This is a genomic window from Rathayibacter caricis DSM 15933, from assembly GCF_003044275.1.
GTDB lineage: Bacteria > Actinomycetota > Actinomycetes > Actinomycetales > Microbacteriaceae > Rathayibacter > Rathayibacter caricis.
Genome location: NZ_PZPL01000001.1, coordinates 2,158,631 through 2,180,359, shown reverse-complemented (window position 1 = coordinate 2,180,359; position 21,729 = coordinate 2,158,631). Strand labels below are relative to the sequence as shown.

The window sequence follows — 21,729 nt, the reverse complement described above, 5'->3', positions numbered from 1 at the left end:
GGGCCCGTGCGGATCGCTCCGCACGGGCCCTTCGTCATTCGTACGCTTCTACTTCTGTGACGCCCGGAGCTTGGAGATCTCGTAGAGCGCGACCGACGCCGCGATGCCGGCGTTCAGCGACTCGGCTGCCGAGCTGATCGGGATCGAGACGATCGCGTCGCACTGCTCGGTGACGAGCCGGGACAGGCCCTTGCCCTCGCTGCCGACGAGCACGAGGAGCGGCCGGTCGGCGAGCTCGAGGCCCGGCAGCATCGTGTCGCCGCCGCCGTCGAGGCCGATGACGAAGACGCCGTCGCGCTTGAAGTCCTTGATCATCGCGGTCAGGTTCGACGCCATCGCGACGGGGACGCGCGCGGCGGCTCCGGCCGAGGTCTTCCACGCGGCCGAGTTGAGCCCGACCGAGCGGCGCTGCGGCACGATGACGCCCTGGCCGCCGAACGCGGCGACGGAGCGGATGATCGCGCCGAGGTTGCGCGGGTCGGTGATGCCGTCGAGCGCGACGAAGAGCGGCGTCTGCGCGCGCGAGATGCTGCGCTGCAGCAGGTCGCTCGGGTGGGCGTACTCGTACGGCGGCACCTTGAGGACGAGGCCCTGGTGCACCGAGTCGGGGCCGGCGAGGCGGTCGAGCTCGGGACGCATGATCTCGAGGACGGGCAGGCCGCGCGCGGTGGCGAGCTTCAGCGCCTCCTTGACCCGCTCGTCCATCTCGATGCGCGTCGCCACGTAGAGGGTCGTCGCGGGGATCCTGGCCCGCAGCGCCTCGAGGACGGAGTTGCGCCCGGTCACCATCTCGGACTCGTCCGCGCTCTTGGGCTTGCGCGACGGAGCGGGCCGACCCGATCCTCCGCGCGCGGCTGCCGACAGCGTGCTGCCGGGACGTCCCTTCCCGCCTGCGGCGACGAAGCGCTCGCGCGCCGCCTTCGCCTTGCCTGCGGGGTGGTACGGCCGATCCTCGGCCTTCGGCGTGGGCTTCTTGCCCTCGAGGGCCTGACGGCCCTGACCGCCGGAACCGACGGCCTTGCCCTTGCTCTTCTTGCGGACCGCTCCTGGGCGGCCGGGCTTATTCGCCATCGAGACTCCAATGCGCACCCGTCTGGGTGTCTTCGATCGTGATTCCCGCCGCGGCGAGATCGGTTCGGATGCGGTCGGCGGCCGCCCAGTCGCGCTGCTCCCGCGCGGACTGGCGCTCGAGGACCAGACGGTCGACGAGGACGCTGAGGGCCCGGTAGGAGGGCTCGTCGTCGGAGCGCGCCCACTCGGGCGCCTCCGGGTCGATGCCGAGCACCGACGCCATGGCGAGGACCTGCGTGCGCAGCGCTGCGACGGTGCCCAGATCCTCGGCGTCGAGGGCGGCGTTGCCGGCCCGGACGGTCTCGTGCAGAACGCCGACGGCCTGCGGGACGGAGAGGTCGTCGTCCATCGCCTCGGCGAACTCGTCCGGGACGAGGGGCTCGCCGACGGAGGCGAAGCGGGTGCCCTCGAGGCGACGGCGTGACCGGTCGAGGAAGCCCTCGATCCGCTCGAGCGCGGCCTCGGCCTCATCGAGCGCACCGTCGTGGAACTCGAGGGTGGAGCGGTAGTGCGCGGATCCGAGGTAGTAGCGGACGACGAGGGGCCGAGCCGCGTCGAGCAGCTCGGACGCGAAGACGGAGTTGCCGAGCGACTTGCTCATCTTCTGCCCCGTCACCGAGACCAGCCCGTTGTGCAGCCAGTAGGAGGCGAAGGCGTGCCCCGCGGCGCTGGACTGCGCGAGCTCGTTCTCGTGGTGCGGGAACCGGAGATCCAGACCGCCGCCGTGGATGTCGAACTGCGTGCCGAGGTACTTCGTCGACATCGCCGAGCACTCGATGTGCCAGCCCGGACGCCCCGGGCCCCACGGGGACGCCCACGACGCCGACTCCGGCTCCTCGGGCTTGACGCCCTTCCACAGGGCGAAGTCGTGCGGATCGCGCTTGCCGCGCGGGTCGGCGTCGGTCGCCGCCTCCATGCTCTCGAGGCGCTGGTGCGTGAGGGCGCCGTAGTCGGGCCAGGAGCGGGTGTCGAAGTAGACGTCGCCGGACTCGTCGGGCGCGGGGTAGGCGTGACCGAGCTCGATCAGGCGCTCCACCAGAGCGATCATCTCGGCGATGCTCGCCGTCGCCCGCGGCTCGTAGGTGGGCGGCAGGATGCCGAGGGCGTTGTAGGCGGCGGTGAACTCGAGCTCGACGCGGTAGGCCAGCGCCCACCACTGCTCGGAGGGCTCGCCCTCGGGGGCCGCTCGTCGCGACTCCTCGGCGATCGCGAGGATCTTGTCGTCGATGTCGGTGACGTTGCGCACCAGGGTGACGTGGAACCCGCGGTAGCGGAGCCAGCGCCGCAGCTGGTCGTAGACGAGGGCGGAGCGCAGGTGCCCGATGTGCGGGGAGGACTGCACGGTGGGTCCGCAGACGTACATCCCGACCTCGTTCGCGCGGAGGGGGACGAAATCGACGAGGGCCTGGGCCTTCGAGTCATGCAGTCGCAGAGTCACGGGGCGAGTTTACCGGGCGAGTCGCCCGCGGCCGGGCGGCGGGATCAGCGCGAGGACGCGGTCGGGAGCACGAGCGCGGTCGCCGTCGCCGCCACTCCCTCGCCCCGCCCCGTGAAGCCGAGGGCGTCGGAGGTCGTCGCGGCGACGCTCACGGGCGCGCCGAGGATCGCCGACAGCCGCTCCTGCGCCTCGTCGCGGCGCGGCGAGAACTTCGGCCGGTTGCCGATCAGCTGCACCGAGACGTTGCCGATCGTGAAGCCCGCCGACTCGACGAGCTCGCGCGTGGCTCGGAGGAACACCTCGCCGTGCGCGTCGGCGAAGCGCGGGTCCGCGGTGCCGAAGCGCGAGCCGATGTCGCCCAGCCCGGCCGCGGCGAGGAGGGCGTCGCAGATCGCGTGGGCGACGGGATCGCCGTCGCTGTGCCCCGAGAGCCCCCGCTCCCCGGGCCAGTGCAGTCCGGCGAGCCAGAGGGGCGACGCGTCGTCGAAGGCGTGCACATCGGTGCCGATGCCGACCCGCGGAGCGGCGACGGGCACGGGCGGCGCGAGCAGCTGCTCCGCCCGCGACAGGTCCCACGGCGTGGTGATCTTGAAGGCGAGGGGGTCGCCGGCGACGACGACGGAGCCGCGGCCGTGCGCCGCGAGGAGCGCCGCGTCGTCGGTGTGCTCGGCGCCCGCGGCGGAGTACGCGTCGTCGAGCAGGGCGCGGGGGAAGCCCTGCGGCGTCTGCACGGCCGCGAGCTGCGCGCGGTCGACCGTCTCGAGGATCGCGCCCTCGGATCCGATCCGCTTGATCGTGTCCGTGACCGGCAGGCCCGGCACCACTCCCCCGCCGGTCGACCGGACCGCCGCGATGACGCGCTCGAACTGGTCGACGGGAGTGAGGGCGCGCGCGGCGTCGTGGACGAGCACCGTCTCGACGGAGGGGGCGAGGAGCGCCAGACCGCGGCCGACCGACTCCTGCCGGGTCGCTCCTCCGGCCGTGACCGCCACGTCGTCGGAACCGGAGGCGGCGCGGCAGAGGGAGACCGTCTCGTCGACGAGCTCGGCGGGGGCGACCACGACGACCTGGACGGGCTCGGCGATCGTGAGGACCGTGCGGAGGCTGCGCTCCAGGATCGTCCGGCCGGCGCAGTCCACATAGGCCTTGGGCCTCTCGCGGCCGAGCCGGGTACCGCTGCCGGCGGCGACGACGACGACGGCGACGGTGGGGGGCTCCGAGGAGAGGGGGGTCATCGGGCACGTCCTTCCACCGGCGGTCGCCGGCGGACAGAGTACCAAAGGGGTCGGGAGGTGAGGACCCCCTCGGTCGGACCGGCGGCGGGGGGTCGCTACGCTAATCTGGTGTCCGGCTCGTGCACCGTGAAGTCGCCCTGTCCGGGGCGAGCAGGGCCGACGATCTGGAGGAACCTGTGAAGGCGCGTATCGCTGCATCCGTCGTTCTCGCGGTCGGCGTCGCCCTCGCTACCGCCGGCTGCAACCTCGTCGCTCCCCAGGCGACGCGGGCCATCTACGACCCGAGTGACGGAGTCGGTGCGACGGTCGGCGATCTCTCCATCCGCAATGCGTTCATCGTGTCGACCGACGGCGAGGAGGGGACCCTCGTCGTCACCGTGATCAACGACTCGGCCGAGACCGAGACGCTCGAGGTGCAGTACGAGTCGGCCGAGGGCCGCACGGACGGCCAGGTGACGATCGTCCCCGGGTCGAACCGGATCGGCCCGACCGAGGACCAGTCCGTGACGATGCCCGGCATCGACACCGTCCCCGGCAGCCTCTTCCCGGTCTACTTCCAGTACGGCGACGAGGAGGGCAAGGAGCTCCTCGTCCCGGTCCTGACGAACGCCCTCGAGTCCTACTCGACCCTCACCCCGGCCCCGTCGGTCACCCCGACGTCGACCCCCACGCCGGATCCCGCTTTCACGGCGATCCCCACCCCCACCACCGAGCCCGGCAACTCGATCGAGCCCCCCGCCGGCGAGTAGCCCCGCACCCCTTTTCGACGGGCCGTCCACTCCGGTGGGCGGCCCGTCGTCGTTTCGATCCGGCTCCGCCTACCCGCGCCGGCGGATGCGCCTCCCTCGGCGACGTGGGTCTCGATACGCCGCTCCGCGGCTACTCGACCAGCAAGGGAGGCACCCCCCTCCGCAGCAGCTCGTCGCGCAGCGACGGCCCCCACAGCGGCTCGTCGCACAGCGACGGCCTCTCCGAAGCAGCTCGTCGCGCAGCGACGGCCCTGACTCCGGCTCGTCGCGCAGCGACGGCCCTACTTCTGAAGTTCACCGCGGGGCCTGGTGGGGTCAGCTGCAAGGCGGAGGAGGGAGCGATACCGGCGGTATCGCGACCGACGACAACGCCGCAGATGGCCCCGCCAGGCCCCGCGTCACGAGTCGAAGCGGTAGCCGAGGCCGCGGACGGTGACGAGCAGCGTCGGCTCCTTCGGCGTCTTCTCGATCTTGGAGCGGATGCGCTTCACGTGGACGTCGAGGGTCTTGGTGTCGCCGAAGTAGTCGCTGCCCCAGACGCGGTCGATGAGCTGGCCGCGGGTGAGGACGCGGCCGGCGTTGCGGAGGAGCATCTCGAGGAGTTCGAACTCCTTGAGGGGCATGGGAGTCTCGACTCCGTCGACTTCGACGGTGTGCCGTTCGATGTCCATGCGGACGGGGCCGGCGGTGACGATGCGCTCCTCTCCCGGGTCCTCGGTGCGGCGGCGGAGGACCGCGCGGATCCGGGCGAGCAGTTCGCGGGTGGAGTAGGGCTTGGTGACGTAGTCGTCGGCGCCGAGCTCGAGTCCGACGACGATGTCGACCTCGGAGTCCTTCGCGGTCACCATGATGATGGGGATCTGCGATCGGGTGCGGATCTCGCGGCAGACCTCGGTCCCTGGCATGCCGGGGAGCATCAGGTCGAGGAGGATCAGGTCGTAGTCGCCCTCGTCGAAGGCGGTGACGGCGCGCAGCCCGTCCTCGGCGACGGTGACGTCGTAGCCCTCGCGTTCGAGCAGGTAGCTGAGGGGTTCGCTGAGGGCGCTCTCGTCCTCGACGAGCAGGATGCTGGTCACGCGGTGTCTCCTATCGGGGCGCTGGACGCGAAGGGCGTCCTCGCCGGGTCTGCTTCGGGGAGTCGGATGGTGAAGGTGGAGCCGCGTCCGGGCTTGGACCAGACGCGGACGTCGCCGCCGTGGTTCTGCACGGCGTGCTTGACGATGCTCAAGCCCAGGCCGGTGCCGCCGGTGTGGCGCGAGCGGGCCTGGTCGACGCGGTAGAAGCGCTCGAAGACCCGGTCGAGGTCCTCTTCCGGGATCCCGATGCCCTGGTCGGTGACGGCGATCTCGACGACGCCGCCGGTGGAGCGCACGCCGATGCCGACGCGCGAGCCGGGCGGGGAGTACTGGATGGCGTTGGCGAGCAGGTTGTGCAGCGCCGAGACGAGCATCTTCTCCTGCCCGGCGACGTAGGCCTTCTTCATGCCGCCCTTCACCAGGGTGACGTCGTGCGACTCGGCCAGCACGTGGGTCGTCTCGAGGGCGGAGGTGACGATGTCGTCGACGCGGACCAGCTCGGCGGACGCGCCGACATCGGCGGACTGCAGGCGCGAGAGCTCGATGATCTCGCGGGTGATCTTCGCCAGCCGGTGCGACTCCTGCGTCAGGCGCCGGGCGAAGCGCCGCACCTGCGTCGGGTCGTCGGCGGCGGAGTCGAGCGCCTCCGCGAGCAGGCCCACCGCTCCGATCGGGGTCTTCAGCTCGTGCGAGATGTTGGCGACGAAGTCGCGGCGCACGGCCTCGAGCCGGCGCGCCTCCGTGTGGTCCTCGGCGAGCACGAGCACATAGCGGGAGCCCAGGCGGGTCGCGTGCACGACGAGGGTGACGGCCTGGTCCGAGAGCGGGCTCGTGGCCAGCTCGAGGTCCTGCTCGATGTCGTCGCCGAAACGGCGCACCCGGTCGACGATCGCGACCAGATCGGGGTGGAGGAGCGTGTCCTGCGACACGAGACCGAGGGCGATCGCGCGGGTCGACGCCTTGAGGACGTTGTGCGACGGATCCGTCACGAACGCGGGCGCGCCGACGGCGTCGATGATCGCGTCGATCCCCTCCGGGAGGGTGACGGAGACGACCTCGGCCGCGATGCGCCCCTGCCGTGCCGCGAGGGTGAAGACGGTCGTCAGAAGGACACCGATCGCCACGCCGAGGACGAGCGCCAGAATCACGAACACACCCGAATCCACGGACCCAGGCTAACCATCCACCGGCCGTCTCCCTACCGGATGCCGGACGACGGACAGCAGGTCGAGTACTGTTCAAACCCGCGGCACCGTTCGTTAACCTGCCGTGGTCATCATTGCTGCGCCTGCGCCGTCGAGGAACAGGTGCTGCGTCGCGCGTGGTGCGCGACGCATACCCGGCACCGTTCGCCGTGCGTGCCGCAGAGAGGGTCGATCACAAGATGCGCGAAGTATTCCAGCAGGAGCTGGCCGAGGTCCAGGATCGCCTCGTCGAGATCTCCGGACTCGTCGAGATCGCGATCGAGAAGGCGACTCAGGCGTTCAACCACTCCGATGTCACGCTCGCCGAGGAGGTGATCGCGAGCGATGCCCGCATCGACGAGCTGGCCATCAGCCTCGACGAGCTCGCGATCGACATCCTCGCCCGCCAGAACCCGGTCGCCCGCGACCTGCGGATCGTGGTGTCCGCCCTGCGGATCAGCGCCTCGCTCGAGCGGATGGGCGACATCGCCGAGCACATCGCGCAGCTGTCGCGGTACCGCTTCCCCGACAAGGTCGTGCCCAAGAGCCTGCGCCCGACCTTCGTCGAGATGGGCCGGCTGGACGTCGTCGTCGCCCACAAGCTGACGGAGCTGCTCCGCTCGCAGGACCCCCGCATCGCCGAGGAGATCCGCGACGAGGACGACAAGATCGACGAACTGCACGTCAGCGTCTTCGACAAGGTGCTCAGCGAGGCGTGGAAGGGGCAGGCGGCCGACACCGTCGACGCCACCCTCGCCAGCCGCTACCACGAGCGCTTCGCCGACCACGCGGTCTCGATCGCCAAGAAGGTGCAGTACTTGATCTCAGGCGATTACGCCTGAGTGCTCGGATCGCGCACGGCGCGATCCTCGCCGCGGTCGGCTTTCCGGGATGGTTTCGTTCCGAGGAGCGTCCCGCGTTCGGCTAGGCCGAATCGCTCGCACGCGATTCGGCCGTTCGCCTTTAAGGGGGTCGGCCGGTCTGCACGGTTGAACCAGGGATTCCGTCCGAGCCGATTCGGGGGACGGATACTCGCTCGTCTTCCGCTCAGCGAGTCGCGCTGACTGCCGTCTCCTCTGCTGATCGAGTAGCGCGCGGAGCGCGCGAATCGAGATCCCCGTGATCCGAGCGCGGGCGCTGAGCGCAGGTCCCGGATGACCTCCGGCTCGCGAGAACCGGCTCGGCTCGCGAGACGTCGCCGTTCCTGCGAGCCGAGCGCGATTCAGCGAGCCGGAGGTGCGTCCGGAGACGCGGAAGGCCCGCGCGGATCGGGGATCCGGCGGGCCCTCCGCGGTGGCGGGACCTACTTCTTGGCGCCCTGGGCGGCGACGGCCGCGGCACCGGCGGCGGCGGCCTCCGGGTCGAGGTACTCGGCGGGGCCGATCGGCTCGAAGTTCTCATCGAGCTTGTAGACGAGCGGGATGCCGGTCGGGATGTTGAGCTCCGCGATGTCCGAGTCCGAGATGCCGTCCAGCGTCTTGACGAGGGCGCGGAGCGAGTTGCCGTGCGCGGTGATCATGACGGTCTTGCCCGAGGCGAGATCCGGCTTGATGTCCGACTCCCAGTACGGGAGCATCCGCTCGATCACGAGCTTCAGCGACTCGGTGCGCGGCAGGGCGTCGCCGAGGTCGGCGTAGCGCTCGTCGTGCGCCTGCGAGTACTGGTCGTCGTCGTCGAGCGGGGGCGGCGGCACGTCGAAGGAGCGGCGCCAGGTCTGGAACTGCTCGGGGCCGTACTCGGCGAGGGTCTGCGCCTTGTCCTTGCCCTGCAGTGCCCCGTAGTGGCGCTCGTTCAGGCGCCAGGAGCGCTTGACGTCGATCCAGAGGCGGTCGGCCACCTCGAGCGCGATGTTCGCGGTCTGGATGGCTCGGGTCTGACGCGACGTGTAGACGACGTCGGGGTGCAGCCCCGCCTCGGTCAGGAGCTCGCCGGCGCGGGTCGCCTCCGCGACGCCCTGCTCGGTGAGCCGCACGTCGACCCAGCCGGTGAACAGGTTCTTCTGGTTCCACTCGCTGTTGCCGTGGCGCACGAGGATGAGAGTGTAGGTCTCGGACATGCGTCCAGCTTAGAGGCGGCCCCCTCGCCCGCGGATACGCTGATCCCCATGCCGATCGGAGCCGTCACCCGCGGGACGACGGGCACGAACCGCCTCCGCCGCGTCGACCGGTACCTGTCCGAGCTGCCGGTCCTGCGCTCCTCCGACCGGCCCCTCGTTGTCGACCTCGGGTTCGGAGCGAGCGCGGTCACCACACTCGAGCTGCACCGGCGGCTGGTGCGGACCGTTCCCGACGTCGAGGTCGTCGGATTCGAGATCGAGCCGGCCCGCGTGGCCACGGCGCGGCAGCAGCTCGAGGTGGTCCGGGGAGGCGGGACCGCCTTCCCCGCGGATGCGCGCGTGACGTTCGAGCGCGGCGGCTTCGAGATCCCCCTCCCCCGCGGTCGGCGCGCGAGCGTGATCCGGGCGTTCAACGTGCTGCGCCAGTACGACGAGGACGCGGTCGCCGGAGCCTGGCGCATCATGACCGATCGACTGGAGCCGGACGGGGTCCTCATCGAGGGGACCTGCGACGAGATCGGCAGGATCTGCACCTGGATCGAGATCGGGGCGGACGGGCCGCGCTCGCTGACCCTCTCCCTCCGGCTCGGCGCGATCCCGTCGCCGATGATCGCTGCGGAGCGACTGCCCAAAGCGCTGATCCACCGCAACGTCCCCGGCGAGCGCGTCCACGCGTTCCTGCTCGCACTCGAGCGCGCGTGGACGGTGAACGCTCCGCTGGCCGTCCACGGTCCCGGTCAGCGCTGGATCGCCTCGGTCCGCGCGCTGCAGGAGGACTGGCCGATCCTCGGCGGGCCGCGGCGCTGGCGGCTCGGGGAGGTGACCGTCGCGTGGGAGGCGGTGGCGCCCGCGGTCGCGACCCCGTCACTCCGCTGATCGGAGAGACGGGTCGAGGCGCGCACGGGCCATCCGGGTCCTGTGAGCATTCTCAGATGTGCGGACGGTACCGTTCCTCCTCATGGACGACCCTCCCTCAGACGCGCCCGCTCACGAACCGGTGCGCGCCACCGCCCCCGCCCCTCTGATCGGCGGTGACGCGCGTGCCTGAGTGGCTCGGCATCGTCATCGGCCTCCTCCTGACCGTCGGCACCGGACTCTTCGTCGCCTCGGAGTTCGCGCTGGTCAATCTCGACCGCAACGAGCTCGAGGAGCGCCGTGCCCGCGGCGAGAAGCGCCTCGACCCCACGATCTCCGCCCTGCGGATCACCTCCACCCACCTCTCCGGCGCGCAGCTGGGCATCACGCTCACCACGCTGCTCACCGGCTACACGTTCGAGCCCGCCATCTCGTCGCTGCTCGCCGAGCCGCTGCGCTCGGTCGGCGTCCCCGACGGGATCGTCCCCGGCATCGGCGCTGTCATCGGCGTCCTGCTCGCCACCGTCTTCTCGATGGTGATCGGCGAGCTCGTGCCCAAGAACTTCGCCCTGGCCCTCCCGCTGGCCACCGCGCGCGTGGTCGTGCCGTTCCAGGTGGCGTTCACGACGGTCTTCAAGCCGGTCATCCTCCTCTTCAACAACACGGCGAACGCGCTGATCCGAGCGATGGGGATCGAGCCCAAGGAGGAGCTGTCGGGCGCCCGGAGCGCCGACGAGCTCGGCTCGCTCGTGCGCCGCTCCGCTCTCGAGGGCACCCTCGACCGCGACCACGCCGACCTGCTGCACCGCACCCTGCTCTTCTCGAGCCGGAGCGTCGCCGACGTGATGACCCCGCGCGTGCGGATGGCCTCGGTCACCCTGCAGAGCAGCGCGGAGGACGTCGTGCAGCTGGCCAACCGGACCGGCTTCTCCCGCTTCCCGGTGCTCGGCCGCGACTCCGACGACATCCGCGGAGTGCTGCACGTGAAGCACGCCTTCGCCCTCGAGCCGGAGCGCCGGCGGAGGGTGAGCGCCGAGGAGCTCATGGTCGCGCCGATGCGCGTCCCCGAGACCGCCCGGGCCGACGCACTGCTGGCTCCGCTGCGCGGCAGCGGACTCGCGATCGCGGTGGTCGTCGACGAGTACGGCGGAACCGCCGGCGTCGTGACGCTCGAGGACCTCGTCGAGGAGATCGTCGGCGAGCTGGAGGACGAGCACGACCGCACCCGCGCCGGAGTGATCCGCACCGGCCGCTCCGCCACCTTCGGCGGTGAGCTGCGCCCCGACGAGGTCGCGGCGCGGCTCGGAGTGCTGGTGCCGGAGGGCGAGGACTACGACACCGTCGCCGGCTTCCTCTCGTCGCAGCTGGGCCGCCTGCCCGAGCTGGGCGACGAGGTCGCGCTGGAGTCCGGCGTGCTGCGCGTCGACCGCGTCGCCGCGAACCGAGTGGACCGCGTCCGCTTCACCCCCGAGACCGAGGGCGGCACCGCCACCGGAGTCGCCGCCCTGCGCGCCGAAGGAGCCGTCCATGAGTGAGTACCTGCCCGGGATCGCCTGGCTGGTCGTCCTCCTCGTCGTCAACGCGTTCTTCGTCGGCGCCGAGTTCGCGGTCATCTCGGCCCGCCGCTCGCAGATCGAGCCGAAGGCCGACGCCGGGAGCCGCGCCGCGAAGACGACGCTCTACGCGATGGAGCACGCGACGCTGATGCTGGCGACGAGCCAGCTCGGCATCACCGTCTGCTCCCTCGTGATCCTCAACGTCTCGGAGCCGGCGATCCACCACCTGCTCGAGATCCCGCTCGGGCTGACCTCGCTCTCGGCCGAGGCGATCGGCGTGATCGCGTTCGTCGCCGCGCTGCTGCTGGTGACGTTCCTGCACGTGGTGTTCGGCGAGATGGTGCCGAAGAACCTCGCGTTCTCGGTTCCGACGCGCGCGGCGCTGCTGCTGGCACCTCCGCTCGTGCTCGTGTCGCGCCTGGTGAGGCCGGTGATCTGGTCGCTGAACTCGGTCGCCAACGGCATCCTCCGCCTCGTCCGCGTCGAGCCGAAGGACGAGGCGACCAGCGCGTTCACCCTCGACGAGGTCGCCGCGATCGTGCGGCAGTCCACGCGCGAGGGGATGCTGGTCGACGCCTCCGGGACCGTCACGGCCGCGTTCGAGTTCACGACCAAGACGGTGTCGGACGTCGCCGTGCCGCTCGCCGAGATGGTGCTCCTGCCCTGGGAGTCGACGCCCGCGGACGTCCGCCGCGCCGTCGCCGTGCACGGCTACTCCCGCTACCTGCTCGCCGGCGCGGACGGCCTGCCGGCGGGGTACCTCCACCTCAAGGACGTCTCGGACCTCGCCGACCCCGACGTCCCGGTGCCGCCCAAGCGGATCCGCCGCCTCGCGGCGGTCTCGGGCGGGGACGAGCTCGAGGACGCCCTCGCGGCACTGCGGCGCACGGGTGCCCACATCGCCCGCGTGGTCGACCGCGACGGGCGCACCACCGGCGTGCTGTTCCTCGAGGACATCATCGAGGAGCTCGTCGGCGAGGTGCAGGACGCGACCAACGCCTGAGCCGGAGCCGCGCTGTCAGACGAGTTCCGGCAGCGCGGCTCTCGCGGCAGCGGCGTCCATCCCGGTCGCCGTCAGCAGGTCGACCGCCAGGGGGCGCAGGATCACGAGCAGCGTCTTCTCGGCGAGCCGCGCCTCCGGGATCATCCGCTGCGGATCGAGGGTCGTCGCCAGCAGGACGAGGTCCTGTCGCGCCAGGGCGAGCATCGACGGATCGGCCACCGACCTGCCCAGAAGCGCGATCCCCGGACCGAAGCCGGCCACCGCGTCGGCGAGGGCCGGACGCGGCGCGGAGTCGCCGACCAGGAAGTCGGTGCGCCGCGCGACGATCCGGAGGTTCCGGGTGGCGAGGTCGAGAGCGCCGAGCATCGTGCGCTGGCGGTCCAGCTCCCCTCGGTGCCGCCGGAGGAAGGGCGAGATCCGCGCGACGCCGATCGCCGAGTCGAGTGCCGCCGACCAGCCGTCGATGACGGGCTGCGTTCCGCGGATCCGCTCGAGCGCCGCCGCGGAGGCCGTGCCGTCGCCCCGGCGGAGCGCGTCCGCGAGCGTCTCGATCGTGCCGGCGAGCGCCTCCACGAGCCGGTGCGCCTCCGCCCGCGCCGCCCGGAGCGGCGTGCGGGGGACGATCGCGGTGCACAGCAGAGCGGCCAGTCCGCCCACGAGCCCGTCGAGGCTGCGGGTGAGCACTCCACCGTCGGGCGCCGGCAGCACCATCACGAGCATCGCCTGAGTGCCCGCCGCGACCGCGAACCCGGGTGACGGCGAGAGCGCGCGACCGACCGTGAAGACGACGGCCAGCACCACGGCGAGCTGCCAGACCCCGGTGCCCCAGAGCAGCAGCAGCACCTCGCTCAGGGCGATGCCGAGGATCATCCCGGCCGCGGTCTCGGCGACCTGCTTCGGGCGGGTGTCGCGGGCGATGCCGAGGCTCGAGATGGTGACGGTGAGCGAGAGCACCGGCGCCGGGTGCCCGAACGCGAACCGCGACACGGAGTAGGCGAGGATCGCCGCGAGCACGATCTGCAGCACGGCGGGAGCCGACGCCGCCGCGCGCGCCAGTCCCCGGGACGGGCGGAGGCGATCGCCGCGGACGAGACCCCGCATCCGCTCGGCCGCCCGATCCCGACGTGCGGGTCCTGCGGCCACCACGGCGTGGCCTACCTGGTCTTCGCCCCGAGCCGGGGCAGGCGGGGCACTCCCGCCTCCGCACCGGCTCCGGGTGGGACGACGACCTCCTGGGACGCCGCGACGCGGACCTCGCCCGCGAGGACCGTGAGCTCGAGGTCGACCGGGACGGCGCGCTTGATCACGGCCAGGGCGATCGGGCCGTCCTCGTAGTGCCAGGCGCTGGAGGTGATGAGACCGACCTCGACGTCCTCGCCTCCCTTGGGAGCAGTGACGACGTCGCCGTGGGACGGGAGCGCGGAGTCGGAGCCGTCGAGCTGCAGAAGAACGAGGCGGCGGGGCGGGTGGCCGAGGTTGTGCACCTTCGCGACCGTCTCCTGCCCGCGGTAGCAACCCTTGGCGAGGTGCACGGAGGAGCGGAGCAGATCGAGCTCGTGCGGGATCGACCGCTCGTCGACCTCGGTCGCGTGCCGGGGGCGCCAGGCCGCGATGCGGAGCGCCTCGAGCGCATCGGCGCCCGCGAACGAGACTCCGGCCCGGATGGCCTCCGACGGGAGCACCTCGAGGACGGAGCGGGGCACGAGCGTCTCGCGGGCGTGCCAGTCGGCCGCCGGGTGCTCGGCGAGGGCGTACTGCCAGCCCCCGGGCTGGACGGATGTCCACGGATCGACCCAGCTGACGGCGTCCTCGCCCGCCAGCTCGAGTGCGAGGACGCCTGCCGGGCCCTCCCCGAGGGTCGCCAGCGTGGCGTACTCGTTCGTGCGGTCGGCGATCTCGACGCGGAGCATGAAGCGCATCCGGTCGAGCCAGGCGGCGAGGCCGGAGGTCTCGTCGCGGTCGAGCAGGAGCCAAGCGGTCTCGCCGTCGTCGACCACGCGGATGACGTGCTCGATGCGGCCGGTCGGGTCCAGGAGGAGCGTCTCGGCCGAGTCGCCGGGCGCGAGGCCCCTGAGCGCCTGGCTGGTCAGCGAGTCGAGCCAGGTGAGGCGGTCGGGTCCGGTGACGGTGACGACGCCACGACCGGAGAGGTCGACGAGCGCGGTACCCGCGGCGAGCGCCCTCTGCTCCCGGAACGGCTCACCGTAGTGCGCGGCCACTCCGGGCTCGGCGGTGCTCACCGTGGCCACCGCACCGGGGAGGTCCAGCAGCGGCGAGACGGGATCAGTCGACACGGGCGAGCCGTCCGGAGGCGTGCGTGCGCAGACCTTGGCCGAGCGCGGCGATGTCCCACGCCCACAGCAGGTGCTCGTCGACGAGGCCGTAGAGGCGCGTCGCGGCGGCGTAGTCCTTCGCGGCGGCGGTGCGCATGACCGCGTCGGTCGCGAGATCGATGCGCGGCCCCTTGACCTGGCCGAGGTACAGCTCGCTCACGCCGTCGGGGTGCACGAGCGAGACCTCGATGTCGAAGCCGCCCGCGGCGTTGCGGAGCGTCTCGACCGACTCCGCATCGGGGTACGCGGGGGCGCCGCGCCCGGGGAGCATCGCGGGGCCCGCGTCGGCGTCGGTCAGCGGACGGCTGAGCCGCCAGTACCCCATCTCGCTCACCAGCGGGCTGTGCCCGATCTCGCGGTCGTCGTCGACCAGCCAGGTGTAGGAGCTGTAGTTGAGGTAGGGCAGCCCGTCGTAGCTGAAGCTGACGCGGTGGCCGAACTCGGCCTGCACGGAGTCGTCGCCGACGGCGTAGTCGACGACACCGGACCCCTCCCAGACGCCGAGCAGCCAGGAGAGGGGGACGAGCTCGGGCGGCAGGCCCGACGGAAGGGAGATCACTCCGGCTCTGTCGCGGCGGCTAGCGCTGGCCGCGGTAGAGCTTGTAGACGACCACGCCGGAGACCCACGCGATCGCGAGGGAGGCGAGCCCGAGCAGTCCGAGATAGAAGAGTTCGAGGGCGAGAAGCATGGCTCCATCCTACCCGGCGGCACGGCGTCGGAGCGGGTGGGGCGGCACTCGCCGGAGCGGAGGCGCTCAGCGGCCGGCGAGGGCCGCGATCGCGCTCGCGACGCCGACGACGAGCATCGCTCCGACCACGCTCGTCATGGCCCGCAGCAGGTAGCCGGAGGCGCGCGCCACGGCCAGCTGGACCGCGAAGGTCGCGAGGACGCAGCCGCCGAAGGTGAGGGCGAGCCAGGTCTGCGCCGATCCGGACGGTGCCACGACGAGTGAGAAGACGGAGCCGACGAGAGCGAGCGCCCACACGACGCCGATGCCCATCCGATCCCCGCTCATCCGTCAATCATGCCCGAGGCGGTCGGCCCTTCCGGCCCGCCGCTAGTATTGCCGCAGACCATTTCTGGAGGATCCGTGGCGCAGTTGTTGATACTGACCTCTGCGGGGGGCACCGAGGTGCTGCCCGCTCTGGGGCTCCTCAGCCACAGGACGCGGCAGATCCCGGCCGAACCGGCCCAGCTCGTGAACGCTCCGAGCTGCGATCTGATCTTCGTCGACGCGCGTCAGGACCTGGCCAGTGCCAAGTCCCTCTGCAAGATCCTGACGACGACGGGGATCAACGTCCCGCTCATCCTGATCCTCACCGAGGGCGGGCTCACCGCCGTCTCGGCCGACTGGGGCGTGAACGACGTCATCCTCGACTCGGCCGGACCTGCCGAGGTCGACGCCCGGATCCGACTCGTCATCGGGCGCCTCGCCCAGGAGCAGTCGGCGTCGCGGATCCAGGCCTCCGGCGTCGTGATCGACGAGGCCAGCTACTCGGCGAAGGTGCACGGCCGCCCGCTCGACCTCACTTTCAAGGAGTTCGAGCTCCTGCGCTTCTTCGCCACGCACCCGTCGCGGGTCTTCACCCGCGAGCAGCTGCTCAGCGAGGTCTGGGGCTACGACTACTTCGGCGGCACCCGCACGGTCGACGTGCACGTGCGGCGCCTGCGCGCCAAGCTCGGCGATCTCGAGTCGCTGATCGGAACCGTCCGCAACGTCGGATACCGCTTCAACGTCTACGAAGAGGACAATGAGCGAGTCGCTCAACCTCTCGGTTGAGGACCTGGCCGACCCCGCGGTGTCGGCCGGCCTCGAGCACCTGATCGGTCGTGCCACCTGGTTCGACCACCAGCCCCCGTTCAGCGACCAGACCCTCGTCGACGCCCGGAGCGGCTCGCGGACGCTCCTGATCGGCCTGCGGGCCGACGTGGTCGTGGCCGCCGCCGTCCTGGGGCAGGGCGAGCTCGAGTTCGTCGTGGATCCGGAGTGGCGCGGCGTCGGGTTCGGCCGCGCGACCCTCGAGCAGGTGCTCGCGAGCGGCCGCACCGGTCTCCTCGCCTGGGCGCACGGCGACCATCCGGCGGCCCGGGCCCTCGCGGCCTCTCACGGGTTCGCTCCGGTGCGCACCCTCCTCCACCTCGAGCTCGAGCCGCTCGCCGCTCCCGAGGTGTCGGTCCCCGAGGGCTACCTGCTCTCCGACGCACGCGATCTCGATCCCGCGGAATGGGTCGCGCTGAACGCGCGGGTCTTCGCCGCGCACCCCGAGCAGGGCCGCCTGACGGAGGAGGACCTCGCCGCCCGCCGCGCCGAGCCGTGGTTCGACGAGGGCGACTTCCTCCTGCTGCGCGACTCCTCCGGTGCCCTCGCCGGCTACGACTGGTTGAAGATCGAGCCGGGATCGACGACGGGCGAGATCTACGTCCTCGGCATCGCTCCGGAGCAGGCGGGCCGCGGCCTCGGTCGCGCTCTGCTCGGCGCCGGGCTCGCCCGCATGGCCGATCGAGGCTGCACCGCCGCCGACCTCTACGTGGAGGCCGAGAACCGCTCGGCGGTCGCTCTCTACCGCTCCCTCGGCTTCACCGACGCCTCGGTCGACGTGCAGTACCTGCAGCGGCGTCCGGCCGTCCGCTGACGCGGACGCTCCTCCCCAGGCCGCGTTCACCCGGCATTCACCACCCGCGGCGCGGAGCACACGGGGGCGGTGCCAGGATGGTCGCATGGACGGCGACAACCTCATTCTCGAAGACGGCCTGAGCGACGACCTCGACGACGACTTCGACGACGAGGAGGAGCTCCCGGACCCGCTCCTCCCGGACAACCGCTACCTCGACCGCGAGCTGAGCTGGCTGGCGTTCAACCAGCGCGTGCTCGAGCTGGCCGAGGATCCGCTGGTGCCTGTGCTCGAGCGGGCGAACTTCCTCGCGATCTTCTCGTCGAACCTCGACGAGTTCTTCATGGTGCGCGTCGCAGGACTCAAGCGCCGGATCCTCACGGGCCTCGCGCTCACGACGAACATCGGCCGCGTGCCGGTCGACGTGCTCACCGACATCTCCGAGAAGGCGCACCAGCTCCAGCAGCGCCACGCCCGCGCGTACCAGGATCTCGTGAAGCCGGCGCTCGGCGCCTCCGGCATCGAGGTCGTGCGCTGGAGCGACCTCAACGACGCCGAGCGCTCGGTGCTCGACGACTACTTCTCGGCGCAGATCTTCCCGGTGCTCATGCCGCTCGCAGTCGACCCGGCGCACCCGTTCCCGTACATCTCCGGGCTCTCGCTCAACCTGTCGGTCCGGGTCCGCAACCCCAAGACGCAGAAGACCGAGTTCGCGCGCCTCAAGGTGCCGCAGATGCTGCCGCGCTTCGTGCGGATCGCCGGCGTCGCCGCTCCGGGCGAGCCGATGCGCTTCATCTCGCTCGAGGACCTCATCGCGAACCAGCTCGACGACCTCTTCCCCGGGATGGAGATCCTCGACCACCACGTCTTCCGCGTGACCCGCAACGAGGACGTCGAGGTCGACGAGGACGAGACCGAGAACCTCATCAAGGCCCTCGAGAAGGAACTGCTGCGCCGTCGCTTCGGCCCGCCCATCCGCCTCGAGGTCACCGACGACATGGACGACGAGACGCTCGGGCTGCTCGTGCGCGAGCTCGACATCACCACGCAGGAGGTCTACAAGCTCCCGGCGCCGCTGGATCTCAGCGGGCTCTTCAGCCTGCAGAAGATCGACCGCCCGGACCTGAAGTACCCGAACCACGTGCCGACCACGGCCGCGCAGCTCATGCCCTCCGAGCCGAACCAGCGCCAGGACGTGTTCAAGGCGGTCTCGCGCGGCGACGTGCTGCTGCACCACCCGTACGAGTCCTTCGCGACCAGCGTGCAGTCGTTCCTCGAGCAGGCGGCCGCCGATCCGGATGTGCTCGCGATCAAGCAGACGCTGTACCGCACCTCCGGCGACTCCCCCATCGTCGAGGCGCTCATCGACGCGGCGGAGTCGGGCAAGCAGGTCCTCGCCCTCGTCGAGATCAAGGCGCGCTTCGACGAGCAGGCGAACATCTCGTGGGCGCGCAAGCTCGAGAAGGCGGGCGTGCACGTCGTCTACGGCCTCGTCGGGCTCAAGACCCACTGCAAGCTCGCGCTCGTGATCCGCCAGGAGAAGGGCGGAGTGCTGCGGCACTACTCCCACATCGGCACGGGCAACTACAACCCGAAGACCTCGCGCATCTACGAGGACCTCGGCCTGCTCACCGCCGACGACGAGGTGGGCAAGGACCTCACCCGCCTGTTCAACGAGCTCTCGGGCTACGCGATCGAGAAGAAGTTCAAGCGCCTGCTCGTCGCGCCGCGCCACCTCAGGAAGGGCCTGCTGAAGCGCATCGAGGCCGAGACCGAGAACGCCAGGGCGGGCAAGCCCTCCGGCATCCGGATCAAGATGAACTCGATCGTCGACGAGGCCGTCATCGATGCGCTGTACCGGGCGAGCCAGGCCGGCGTGCCGGTCGACGTGTGGGTGCGCGGCATCTGCGGACTCAAGCCAGGGCAGGAGGGCCTCTCGGAGACGATCCGCGTGCGCTCGATCCTGGGGCGCTACCTCGAGCACTCGCGCATCTTCAGCTTCGTCAACGACGGCGAGCCGATCGTCTACATCGGCAGCGCCGACATGATGCACCGCAACCTCGACCGCCGCGTCGAGGCGCTCGTGCGGATCGTCGAGCCCGCGCACCTGAGCGAGATCGACGACATGTTCGACCGGGCGATGGACGAGAAGACCGCCTCCTGGTGGCTCGGTCCCGACGGGGTCTGGACCCGGCACCACCTCGACGAGGACGGCGCGCCGCTCTCGGACCTGCAGAACCGGCTCATGGCGCACATCACCCACCGCAAGCGCATCGCGTCGCGGTCCGCCTCCCGGGCCTCCGCCCGCTGATGCCGTGACGGGGACCGTCTACGCGGCCGGAGCGGTGTGCTGGCGGATCATCGAGGGCCGCCCGCACATCCTCGTGATCCACCGACCGCACCGGAGGGACGTCAGCCTGCCCAAGGGCAAGGTCGATCCGGGCGAATCGCTGCCCGAGACGGCCGTGCGCGAGATCCGCGAGGAGACGGGGCTCGCGGTCGGACTCGGGGTCCCGCTGGGCTCGACCGAGTACGCCCTGCCGAACGGACGACCCAAGGCGGTCCACTACTGGGCGGCGCGGGTCAGCGAGAAGGCCGTGCTGCACTCCGACTTCCTGCCCAACCGCGAGGTCGAGGCCCTGGAGTGGGTCACACCGAAGCGGGCGCGGGGCTACCTCACCTACCCGCACGACGTCGCGATCGTGGACGAGTTCTCGCGGATCGCGGCCCGCGGCGGGCTCGAGACGTTCGCGCTCGTCGTGCTGCGGCACGCGAAGGCCGTGCCCGCCGACTCCTGGGACGGACGCGACTCCACCCGCCGCCTCAACAAGCGCGGGACCGACGAGGCCGCCGCGGCCGCCCGCGCCGTCGCCGCCTGGCGCCCGCGCCGGCTCGTCTCGAGCACGGCGAAGCGCTGCCGCTCGACGATCGCCCCGCTCGCCTCCCTCGTGAAGAAGCCCGTGCGCCTGTCCGAGCACATCAGCCAGGACGCGTTCGAGCACGGCACCACCGACATCCGCGGGCTGGTCGGCAAACGCGTGCGCGCCCGCAGGACCGCGGTGCTCTGCAGCCACCGGCCGGTCATCCCCGAGATCCTGCGCGAGATCGCCCTCGCGACCGCGACTCCGATCGGCGCCTACCTCGACGAGGCCTCGCACCTGCCCACGGGCGGATTCACCGTGGTGCACCTCTCGAGCGAGCACCCCGGGTCGGGGATCGTGGCGATCGAGACGCACGCGCCGCTCGCCTGACACGGCACGGCCGCCCGACCGGAGCGATCCGGATCCTCGGCGCGCCCGGCAAGCCCCGACGGGCCTCGTTCACCGCCCGTTCACCCAGCGGACCGTGGGCGGACACGACCCCCTCGTACATTCGCTCGCGGGCTGCACCAGGCCCTGTTCTGTTTCCATGCTTTCCTACCCGAAAGGGATACTTGTGAGAATCTCGCGTCTCGGCCAGGCGGCCGTCGTCGCCGCCGTCGCAGCGATCACTCTGACCTCGTGCGCAGCCAACGAAGGAACGACGGCCCCGGCCGGCGACTCCTCCTCCGGCGCTGCCAGCAGCCTCGAGGGCACGCTCAACGGCATCGGCGCCTCGTCGCAGGGGTCGGCCCAGGAGGCCTGGGTCGCCGCCTTCCAGACGGAGAACCCCGGCGTCACCATCAACTACTCGCCCGACGGCTCCGGCGCGGGCCGCGAGGCGTTCATCGCCGGCGGCGCCGACTTCGCCGGCTCGGACCGCGCGCTCAAGCTCGAGGAGCTCGACGGCTCGTTCGGCAAGTGCGCCGAGGGCACCTCCGCCATCGATGTCCCCGCCTACATCTCCCCGATCGCCCTGGTCTTCAAGATCGACGGCGTCGACGAGCTCAACCTCGACGCGGCCACCGCCGCGGGCATCTTCAAGGGCACCATCACCAAGTGGAACGCCCCCGAGATCGCCGCGCTCAACCCCGACGCGACGCTCCCCGACGCCAACATCACCGCGGTGCACCGCTCGGACGACTCGGGCACCACCGAGAACTTCGCCGCGTACCTCAACGCGACCGCGCCCGACGTGTGGGACGCGGAGCCGGACGGCGTCTGGCCCTACGAGGGCGGCGAGGCCGCTCAGGGCACCTCGGGCGTCATCGACACCGTGACCAACGGCACCAACACCATCGGCTACGCCGACGCGTCGCGCGCCGGTGAGCTCGGCACCGCGAAGATCAAGGTCGGCGAGGAGTTCGTCGAGTACTCCCCCGAGGCCGCTGCCGCGATCGTCGACGCCTCGCCCGAGGCGACCGACCGTCCCGACAACGACATCGTGTACGAGATCGACTACTCCACCGAGGAGTCGGGCGTGTACCCGGTCGTCCTGGTCAGCTACCTCATCGCCTGCCAGGAGTACCAGGACCCCGCGACGGCCGAGCTCGTCAAGGCGTACCTTGGCTACGTGACCAGCGAGGCCGGTCAGGAGGAGGCAGCGACCTCCGCCGGCGCCGCCCCGCTCTCGTCCGAGCTGTCGGCTCAGGTCGCCACCGCGATCGAGTCCATCAAGTAATCCCCCCCTCGCGAGTCGGCC

At 71.4% G+C, this 21,729-nt stretch carries 20 protein-coding genes; 10 read left to right on the top strand and 10 right to left on the bottom strand.

All coding sequences use genetic code 11. The features are described from left to right. Positions 1–48: 48 nt before the first annotated feature. From rlmB to ispD, 3 genes are read right to left on the bottom strand one after another with little or no spacing between them, the layout of a single operon-like run. Positions 49–1,071 (bottom strand): 23S rRNA (guanosine(2251)-2'-O)-methyltransferase RlmB, encoded by a 1,023-nt coding sequence (rlmB, locus tag C1I63_RS10140; RefSeq protein ID WP_107574687.1) that lies wholly within the window; start codon positions 1,069–1,071, stop codon positions 49–51. After that, positions 1,061–2,509 (bottom strand): cysteine--tRNA ligase, encoded by a 1,449-nt coding sequence (gene cysS / locus C1I63_RS10135; RefSeq protein WP_055787693.1) that lies wholly within the window; start codon positions 2,507–2,509, stop codon positions 1,061–1,063. The genes rlmB and cysS overlap by 11 nt, the downstream gene beginning before the upstream one ends. A 44-nt stretch (positions 2,510–2,553) precedes the next feature. Further along, the gene (ispD, locus tag C1I63_RS10130; protein ID WP_107574686.1) at positions 2,554–3,744 is read right to left on the bottom strand and encodes a 2-C-methyl-D-erythritol 4-phosphate cytidylyltransferase; all 1,191 of its coding nucleotides are present in this window, start codon (positions 3,742–3,744) and stop codon (positions 2,554–2,556) included. A 176-nt stretch (positions 3,745–3,920) separates the two neighbouring features. Here ispD and C1I63_RS10125 point away from each other — a divergent pair, with 176 nt between their 5' ends. Continuing rightward, positions 3,921–4,493: a hypothetical protein gene (locus C1I63_RS10125; protein WP_055787687.1), complete on the top strand. Its 573-nt coding sequence runs from the start codon at positions 3,921–3,923 to the stop codon at positions 4,491–4,493. Positions 4,494–4,891: 398 nt separating this feature from the next. Here the strand turns inward: C1I63_RS10125 and C1I63_RS10120 are convergent, their stop codons facing one another. Further along, the gene (locus C1I63_RS10120) at positions 4,892–5,569 is read right to left on the bottom strand and encodes a response regulator transcription factor (RefSeq protein WP_055787684.1); all 678 of its coding nucleotides are present in this window, start codon (positions 5,567–5,569) and stop codon (positions 4,892–4,894) included. After that, positions 5,566–6,723: a sensor histidine kinase gene (locus C1I63_RS10115; RefSeq protein WP_329958721.1), complete on the bottom strand. Its 1,158-nt coding sequence runs from the start codon at positions 6,721–6,723 to the stop codon at positions 5,566–5,568. Before C1I63_RS10115 ends, C1I63_RS10120 begins: the two co-directional genes overlap by 4 nt. Positions 6,724–6,953: 230 nt before the next feature. Between C1I63_RS10115 and phoU the strand changes: the two genes are divergently transcribed. Next, complete coding sequence (phoU, locus tag C1I63_RS10110; RefSeq protein ID WP_055787678.1) at positions 6,954–7,595, top strand: phosphate signaling complex protein PhoU; 642 nt, start codon at positions 6,954–6,956, stop codon at positions 7,593–7,595. 461 nt (positions 7,596–8,056) lie between these two features. Here phoU and C1I63_RS10105 read toward each other — a convergent pair whose 3' ends face one another. Further along, positions 8,057–8,809 (bottom strand): phosphoglyceromutase, encoded by a 753-nt coding sequence (locus tag C1I63_RS10105; RefSeq protein WP_056866592.1) that lies wholly within the window; start codon positions 8,807–8,809, stop codon positions 8,057–8,059. Positions 8,810–8,857: 48 nt separating this feature from the next. On the opposite strand from C1I63_RS10105, the gene C1I63_RS10100 reads away from it, so the two are divergent. The 3 genes from C1I63_RS10100 to C1I63_RS10090 all read left to right on the top strand — a co-directional run bounded on the left by C1I63_RS10100 (position 8,858) and on the right by C1I63_RS10090 (position 12,223). Further along, a complete protein-coding gene (locus tag C1I63_RS10100; RefSeq protein WP_107574685.1) occupies positions 8,858–9,685 on the top strand; it encodes a class I SAM-dependent methyltransferase in 828 nt (275 codons plus the stop codon). 164 nt (positions 9,686–9,849) lie between these two features. After that, on the top strand, positions 9,850–11,199 hold the full coding sequence (locus tag C1I63_RS10095; RefSeq protein WP_082481101.1) for a hemolysin family protein: 1,350 nt from the start codon (positions 9,850–9,852) through the stop codon (positions 11,197–11,199). Then, positions 11,192–12,223 (top strand): hemolysin family protein, encoded by a 1,032-nt coding sequence (locus C1I63_RS10090; RefSeq protein ID WP_107574684.1) that lies wholly within the window; start codon positions 11,192–11,194, stop codon positions 12,221–12,223. Before C1I63_RS10095 ends, C1I63_RS10090 begins: the two co-directional genes overlap by 8 nt. 15 nt (positions 12,224–12,238) lie before the next feature. On the opposite strand, the gene C1I63_RS10085 is transcribed toward C1I63_RS10090, so the two are convergent. From C1I63_RS10085 to C1I63_RS10070, 4 genes are all read right to left on the bottom strand, one after another. Then, positions 12,239–13,324 (bottom strand): FUSC family protein, encoded by a 1,086-nt coding sequence (locus tag C1I63_RS10085; RefSeq protein ID WP_107574683.1) that lies wholly within the window; start codon positions 13,322–13,324, stop codon positions 12,239–12,241. A 53-nt stretch (positions 13,325–13,377) separates the two neighbouring features. After that, on the bottom strand, positions 13,378–14,517 hold the full coding sequence (gene ygfZ, locus C1I63_RS10080) for a CAF17-like 4Fe-4S cluster assembly/insertion protein YgfZ (protein ID WP_107574682.1): 1,140 nt from the start codon (positions 14,515–14,517) through the stop codon (positions 13,378–13,380). Next, positions 14,507–15,115, bottom strand: a complete 609-nt coding sequence (locus C1I63_RS10075; RefSeq protein ID WP_107574681.1) for a nitrobindin family protein — start codon at positions 15,113–15,115, stop codon at positions 14,507–14,509. The genes ygfZ and C1I63_RS10075 overlap by 11 nt, the downstream gene beginning before the upstream one ends. 196 nt (positions 15,116–15,311) lie before the next feature. Continuing rightward, positions 15,312–15,572: a hypothetical protein gene (locus tag C1I63_RS10070; RefSeq protein ID WP_146168431.1), complete on the bottom strand. Its 261-nt coding sequence runs from the start codon at positions 15,570–15,572 to the stop codon at positions 15,312–15,314. 75 nt (positions 15,573–15,647) lie between these two features. Between C1I63_RS10070 and C1I63_RS10065 the strand changes: the two genes are divergently transcribed. The 5 genes from C1I63_RS10065 to C1I63_RS10045 all read left to right on the top strand — a co-directional run bounded on the left by C1I63_RS10065 (position 15,648) and on the right by C1I63_RS10045 (position 21,708). Next, the gene (locus C1I63_RS10065; RefSeq protein ID WP_055787643.1) at positions 15,648–16,337 is read left to right on the top strand and encodes a winged helix-turn-helix domain-containing protein; all 690 of its coding nucleotides are present in this window, start codon (positions 15,648–15,650) and stop codon (positions 16,335–16,337) included. Then, complete coding sequence (gene mshD / locus C1I63_RS10060) at positions 16,309–17,190, top strand: mycothiol synthase (protein ID WP_107574679.1); 882 nt, start codon at positions 16,309–16,311, stop codon at positions 17,188–17,190. Before C1I63_RS10065 ends, mshD begins: the two co-directional genes overlap by 29 nt. An 85-nt stretch (positions 17,191–17,275) precedes the next feature. Then, positions 17,276–19,480 carry an RNA degradosome polyphosphate kinase gene (locus C1I63_RS10055; protein ID WP_055787636.1) on the top strand — a complete coding sequence of 735 codons (2,205 nt, stop codon included), beginning with the start codon at positions 17,276–17,278 and terminating at the stop codon, positions 19,478–19,480. Positions 19,481–19,484: 4 nt separating this feature from the next. Then, positions 19,485–20,420, top strand: a complete 936-nt coding sequence (locus C1I63_RS10050; protein WP_107574678.1) for an NUDIX hydrolase — start codon at positions 19,485–19,487, stop codon at positions 20,418–20,420. A 184-nt stretch (positions 20,421–20,604) separates the two neighbouring features. After that, positions 20,605–21,708, top strand: a complete 1,104-nt coding sequence (locus C1I63_RS10045) for a phosphate ABC transporter substrate-binding protein PstS (RefSeq protein ID WP_055787629.1) — start codon at positions 20,605–20,607, stop codon at positions 21,706–21,708. Positions 21,709–21,729: the final 21 nt, after the last annotated feature.

Bases quoted from the DNA above. Each gene is read 5' to 3' on its own strand.
- rlmB (WP_107574687.1), bottom strand. From the start codon at position 1,071: ATGGCGAATAAGCCCGGCCGCCCAGGAGCGGTCCGCAAGAAGAGCAAG.
- ispD (WP_107574686.1), bottom strand. From the start codon at position 3,744: ATGACCCCCCTCTCCTCGGAGCCCCCCACCGTCGCCGTCGTCGTCGTC.
- phoU (WP_055787678.1), top strand. From the start codon at position 6,954: ATGCGCGAAGTATTCCAGCAGGAGCTGGCCGAGGTCCAGGATCGCCTC.
- C1I63_RS10105 (WP_056866592.1), bottom strand. From the start codon at position 8,809: ATGTCCGAGACCTACACTCTCATCCTCGTGCGCCACGGCAACAGCGAG.
- C1I63_RS10100 (WP_107574685.1), top strand. From the start codon at position 8,858: ATGCCGATCGGAGCCGTCACCCGCGGGACGACGGGCACGAACCGCCTC.
- C1I63_RS10090 (WP_107574684.1), top strand. From the start codon at position 11,192: ATGAGTGAGTACCTGCCCGGGATCGCCTGGCTGGTCGTCCTCCTCGTC.
- C1I63_RS10085 (WP_107574683.1), bottom strand. From the start codon at position 13,324: ATGCGGGGTCTCGTCCGCGGCGATCGCCTCCGCCCGTCCCGGGGACTG.
- C1I63_RS10070 (WP_146168431.1), bottom strand. From the start codon at position 15,572: ATGAGCGGGGATCGGATGGGCATCGGCGTCGTGTGGGCGCTCGCTCTC.
- mshD (WP_107574679.1), top strand. From the start codon at position 16,309: ATGAGCGAGTCGCTCAACCTCTCGGTTGAGGACCTGGCCGACCCCGCG.
- C1I63_RS10055 (WP_055787636.1), top strand. From the start codon at position 17,276: ATGGACGGCGACAACCTCATTCTCGAAGACGGCCTGAGCGACGACCTC.